This window comes from Nostoc favosum CHAB5714 (genome assembly GCF_020829495.1).
In the GTDB taxonomy this organism is placed as follows: domain Bacteria; phylum Cyanobacteriota; class Cyanobacteriia; order Cyanobacteriales; family Nostocaceae; genus Nostoc; species Nostoc favosum.
Window position 1 is genome coordinate 1 of sequence record NZ_JAIVFQ010000205.1, and the last position, 4,528, is coordinate 4,528.

4 protein-coding genes and 1 pseudogene are annotated in these 4,528 nt (G+C 38.0%); 1 reads left to right on the plus strand and 4 read right to left on the minus strand.

Features of this window, described 5'->3' with window-relative positions; genetic code table 11:
* Positions 1-931 (plus strand): hypothetical protein (locus LC586_RS39690; protein ID WP_229491260.1); only part of this gene is annotated, 931 nt, incomplete at its 5' end.
* 59 nt (positions 932-990) lie between these two features.
* Here LC586_RS39690 and LC586_RS39695 read toward each other — a convergent pair.
* The 4 genes and pseudogenes from LC586_RS39695 to LC586_RS39710 all read right to left on the minus strand — a co-directional run.
* Entirely contained in the window at positions 991-1,866 is an 876-nt protein-coding gene (locus LC586_RS39695) for a DNA polymerase III delta subunit-related protein (RefSeq protein ID WP_229491261.1), read from the minus strand.
* Positions 1,863-2,822, minus strand: a complete 960-nt coding sequence (gene holA, locus LC586_RS39700) for a DNA polymerase III subunit delta (protein ID WP_229491262.1) — start codon at positions 2,820-2,822, stop codon at positions 1,863-1,865. The genes LC586_RS39695 and holA overlap by 4 nt, the downstream gene beginning before the upstream one ends.
* A 144-nt stretch (positions 2,823-2,966) precedes the next feature.
* Positions 2,967-3,758: a hypothetical protein gene (locus LC586_RS39705; protein ID WP_229491263.1), complete on the minus strand. Its 792-nt coding sequence runs from the start codon at positions 3,756-3,758 to the stop codon at positions 2,967-2,969.
* Positions 3,759-4,231: 473 nt separating this feature from the next.
* Positions 4,232-4,528 (minus strand): annotated as a pseudogene (locus tag LC586_RS39710) (DNA polymerase I); the annotation flags it as partial.

Here is a 4,528-nt window from a genome sequence, read left to right on the forward strand (position 1 = left end):
GTGGATACAGTCGGATGAGGATAGCCAAAACCAGCTGACTTCTGACTACTCATCTTCTTTGCGGGTAGAAAATCTTACCTGGTTAGGAGAAACATCTGTTGGAGAAGATGTAGAGCATTTTTGTGATGTTTCAAATACAACTAGGATAGGCGTTTGGGGAGAAATCTTAGAACTAAAGTTAGTAGATTTAATTGCTGATTTACCGACTTGTTTGCACGATGCGTCATGGTTTGCCCTACTGGCAACTACCATGATGCTAGTGGATAAGGAACTAGATCGAGTATGCGTGCATCCACAAGATGAGTATTTTGCCCGGACTATCGCGCTTAAAATTTTAGCAGATTTGGGTGATTCTTACTTAGCCAAAGGTCATCCTTATTTAGATTTTCCTCTATCGTTAGAAGACGCTAAATCATTACTGCCAGTTAATAGAAAGCAAGAGCTAGAAATCGAGTTAGATAAATTTATTATTGATACTTATGAAGACGATTTTGATGATGAATCTCCAGACCTTAATGAGTTTTCACCCATCTATTTACAAGAGATTTTAAAAGAGTTTTTTATTGAATCTGATTGGCAGGGTGATATCAATCAAGAGGCTGTTGCCCAACTCCAACAGAAGTACGGTTCGCAGTATTCAGAAGGTGCGTTTTCTCCTGAAACTGAGGGACACGAACGTTGGGGGAAAACGCTTGTTTTTCTCAAACAGTTTATAGGTCTGGATTCCAGTTTTATCGAAAGCCAGAGCGATTTATTCCTTGATGATGAATCTCAGGTGGCTGATTTACCTGATTACTTCTGTATCGAGTCTCATTTAGAACGTTGGCAAGACCGAACAGTTGTTTTATCACGGTTGGTTCATACTTTGGTTTATTTCATGCTGGTATCGAATAAGCTTTGCTGCTGGTTCATATTTCTTATGTGTAAATAAATACTGCCAGCTAGAAATACTTCTAACTGGCAGTGCTTTTTGATAATGGATGGGTTTTGCTATGGCAGAAGTAGGTTATCCCAAACGCTTCTAGGAGTAACGTGATGCAGCAATTGCTTCCTTGCTTGAGTGAATTTAGCTAGCAATTGAGTGCTTTTTAATTTCTGCCACCAGTTGTGTTGCAGGTAGGTAAGCAGCCATAATTGTGTCTCGTGATTCCAGCTTGAGATGGAGTTACTCAAACTGAGTGCGTTGAGGATATCGTCAGGAGGTACTTCCAGTTGACTTGTGATTTCTTTTGAGATGGAAGCTAACATCGTGATGTTGGCGATCGCTTGACCAGGACTGCCGGAACTGATAGCTAGTATTTTTTCTGTTACCTCGATTTGTTGGTCTTTGAGGACAGAAATAACCTCCTCATCAGTTAACCTTTGGAAAGGTATGATTTGACACCTACTCTTGATAGTGGGTAATAGCTTTTGAGGATAGGACGAGATCAGGATAAATGTTCCAGTTTTCGGTTCTTCCAGCGTCTTGAGAAGTTTGTTGGCGGCGGTAGGGTTTAGCATATCTGCTTCGTGGATAATGACCACCTTTTGCTTGGCCTTGACTGCACTAGTTGATAGAAATTCAATTACCTCGCGCACCTGTTCTACTCGAATAGCAGGTATACCTTTCTGCTGGGGGGTGTTTTCGGGATGGGTTGGTTTGATTTGTAAGATGTCTAGATGGTTATTTTCTCCTGCGATCGCGGAGCGACTCCCTCTTGGGAGTATCGCATTTGCGATCGCCAGAGCAGTTTTTCCTTTCCCCACTCCCTCAACTTGACTGCTAAATAGGTATGCAGGAGCAATTTTATTCTGTTCGATTGCTTCAGTCAGGAGAAGTTTGGCGGTATGCTGTCCGGTGATTTCTGTAAATGGGTTGTTTTTCATATCGTAGAAATTTCAGCAATTCGACTGGTTAGGTTGTCAACTCCGCTTTTGAGTTCGGCTTCGAGTTGTACAAGTAAAGTAAGGCTGTCTTTAAGCTTTTGAACGCCTACAAACTTGACTTCTTCTTTGAGGTAATACAATCTTTTGGGGTTTTTTAGTTCGGCTATTTCTGCAATCTTCGTATCAGATAATTTAGTTTCTACCCCAGCTTTGGTTATTAACCAAGTGCGAAAAATAGAGGTAAGTGTTGCTACTATTTTGAGCGGGTGTTCATTATTACTTAGTAGTTTAGATACCTGCGCTACTGCCAAATTTGGATGATTCCTTAACATAGCAATAGTAAGCTTTAGGTAGTCAGTATTATGATTAAGAACGAGTTGTTTTACTTCCTTGACAGAGATTATTTTTCCGTTTGCATAAACAGCAAGTTTAGCGAATTCGCTATCGGCTCGTGCAGTATTATTGCCAATTGCTTCAGCTAGGTAATCTGTAACATCTGGCGTGAGTTTAACTTGATGGATGGCTGCATATTTTACTATCAAGTTAACTATCCCCTTTTTATCCCAACTTGGGACGAGAGGAAACTCTTCTTGTTGGGCATATTTTAGGATAGTTTTTACTACTGTCCTGCGCGAATCTGGCTTTTTATTACCAGTAATTAGAAGAATGTTGCTTGAAGGTATTCGGGAAAGGTGATTTTCAAGTTCTTGGTTATTATCTTCATTTGATAAACTTCCAATTAGAGAGTCGCTGTCTGTTTGAATAATTTTGTTACCTTCTCCAAAGGGCAAGGTCATAACCTCAGTAAAGACTTTGGCAGCAATATTTTTCTTATTTCCAGATAGCTTGACGTAATTGAAAGCTTTCCATTCAGCATGAACATTTTGATTCACTAAATAATCAATTTTTTGATTGAGTGAGTAGCTATCTTCGCCGTAGTATAGATATACAGTCATGATAGATTAGATAAACATTTATTTATCAGGCGTTAGTCGTAAGCGGTGGTTTAAAAAAATAAGAGTTAGTATTAACTCTTTCCATATCCTTAGTATTTGTTATATAGCCGCTAGCAAAATATAGCGATCAGCAAATACTTCCACTTAATTTTGTACTGACTGTACTGACTGTACTGACTTCTGATTTAAGACTTGATCAGCAGGGTTTTCTACTGGTTGAGTACCCAAATATTTCCGCCAAGAATCTAATTGTTGGAGATATTCTATTACTCCACTAGAACCAGTTACCTCATATAGTGCAATAGCTGTTTCCCATTCCTTTAAGCTAGCTTTTTTATTGGAAAGAATTTTGACTATAGCTCCTGGAAGTTTAGTCTCTTTACCAGTATCTAAATTTAGGTGCGATACGCTTTCTAGTAATAGTTCTTGTTCCGATAAAGGAACACCACCATCTTCGATATTCATAGTATGAAGTTGGGCACTAATTCCTGATAGAGGAAGGGTATGCTGAATTAATTTTTTAACTTTCTTGGTTTTAGTATTCCTCCTTTTTGGTTTAACGATAACTGGGTTGTTTGGTTCTGCAACTTCGTAGCACTGGGGAAGTTCTAGAGAGAGTTGGCCTGTTAAGTGCCATAAAGCACTTCGTTTTTCTGGTGGGGTGATGCGGTAAAAGAACTCTGCTGTTTTTCTCGCATCGCCAAATTTCCTTAGTTTGACCCGCATCTTGTAGCTGATAATTCCTTGAATGTAGGTTTTTGGGTCTAATATTATTCGGTTTGTATTTTCCCACCACTCAATTTCAACTACGCGATCGCCATCTAATTCATAGATATTTCTAACTCTGGCATTAGGATGAGATGCAAGGAATGAGTTCACCCAAGCCCTTTGTTTTTTATTAAGCCTGGGCTTGCGATATGAGGATTTATTTTTCATTAGTTACTTTTCCAATTTAAGAATGATATCTCCATTAATACATCAATAAATTAACGAATTTAATCAGTTAATTAATGACTGAGACTGTTTTTGTTAATCTGAGTTTTAGCGATAACTTTTTGTTTGTATGAAAGACTGAAAATACTTTAATGAAAGCCGATTTTCTTGTAGATATTTGTCATTATTTACCAGTTGTTGATAATTCATGAATTGAAAAAAAGACTTGATATTTATTATTTTCATTGGTTACGTTAAATATCAAGTTTGTTCATCTAGAAAAGGGATAACTGACGTTTATTACCTTCTAGTATTTCAGGAGCGGCTATTTTGAGGATTTCTTCTCGCCTTTTTTCGATAATGTCAAGATAGTATTGACGTGAATAGCTCTCATTTGTGCTGGTATTAGTAATACCTCTGATTCCGTAATAGTAAATTACTACATCGCCAGGTATTCCTAATTTAAGAAGTTCTTTTTACCCAACACGAATTTTGCGAGTAATGGATAGTTTTTCTATCGGGTATTTTCCTGATAAAATCTGCGATTTTACTTCTCTGAAATATTCCTCTGCCGTGGATTGGTTTTGGATTAAGTAGGTTAGATATTCAACAGGTAATTCTTTCTCTAGTTTTGAGCGAGAACGGTTTCTCCAACTACCTTTGCGGATAATCAAGTTATCTTTCAGCCATAACAGATAGTTCTTAGTTCCCCTTTGCGGAATAAACATTGCATTGGCAATAAACTCTAATTTGACGGTTATTCCTTTGGGTAA

Coding starts and splice junctions, on each gene's coding strand:
- LC586_RS39695 (WP_229491261.1), bottom strand. CDS start 1,866: ATGAAAAACAACCCATTTACAGAAATCACCGGACAGCATACCGCCAAA.
- holA (WP_229491262.1), bottom strand. CDS start 2,822: ATGACTGTATATCTATACTACGGCGAAGATAGCTACTCACTCAATCAA.
- LC586_RS39705 (WP_229491263.1), bottom strand. CDS start 3,758: ATGAAAAATAAATCCTCATATCGCAAGCCCAGGCTTAATAAAAAACAA.